Source organism: Comamonas halotolerans (assembly GCF_030162935.1).
GTDB classification, from domain to species: Bacteria; Pseudomonadota; Gammaproteobacteria; order Burkholderiales; family Burkholderiaceae_C; genus Comamonas; species Comamonas halotolerans.
This window is the reverse complement of record NZ_JASAUZ010000047.1, coordinates 1-438: the sequence shown is the minus strand read 5'-3', so window position 1 is coordinate 438 and position 438 is coordinate 1. Positions and strand designations below refer to the sequence as shown.

The 438-nt window shown below is 70.1% G+C and carries 1 protein-coding gene; it reads left to right on the top strand.

Annotated features, from left to right (window positions below; translation table 11 throughout):
* On the top strand, window positions 1-438 hold a 438-nt coding region (locus tag QEP11_RS15635), incomplete at both ends, for a type VI secretion system Vgr family protein (protein WP_284337582.1).

Below are 438 nucleotides of genomic sequence, written 5' to 3'. Positions count from 1 at the left end.
GACTGATGACCACCCAGGCCAGCAGCCGCGTGCACCTGGGTGCGCACCGCCAGCAAGACGACAATGCCCGCGGCGCAGGCCGGGGCCATGGGGCCGAGCTGGCAAGCAGCGCGCAAGGCGCAGTGCGAGGCGGTAGCGGTGTGCTCATCAGCGCCCACGCACAGCCGCAGGGGCAAGGCGAGCTGCTGGCCGGAGACAGCGAGCAAGAGCAACTGGAGCAAGCGCTGGAGCTGACACGCCAGCTGGCCCAAAGCGCGCGCACGCAAAAGGCAGACCTGCCCGAAGAGCCCGAGCCGCCCAGGGACTTGCCCGCCATCGCAGGGCTGGAGCACATCGGCAAAGTGCTGCAGGCGAGCGCACAGACCCAGGGACAAGCCAGCGAAGGCGCCACAGCCGATGCGCAGGCCAGCAGCGCCATACGCGCCACCGAAGGAGGGT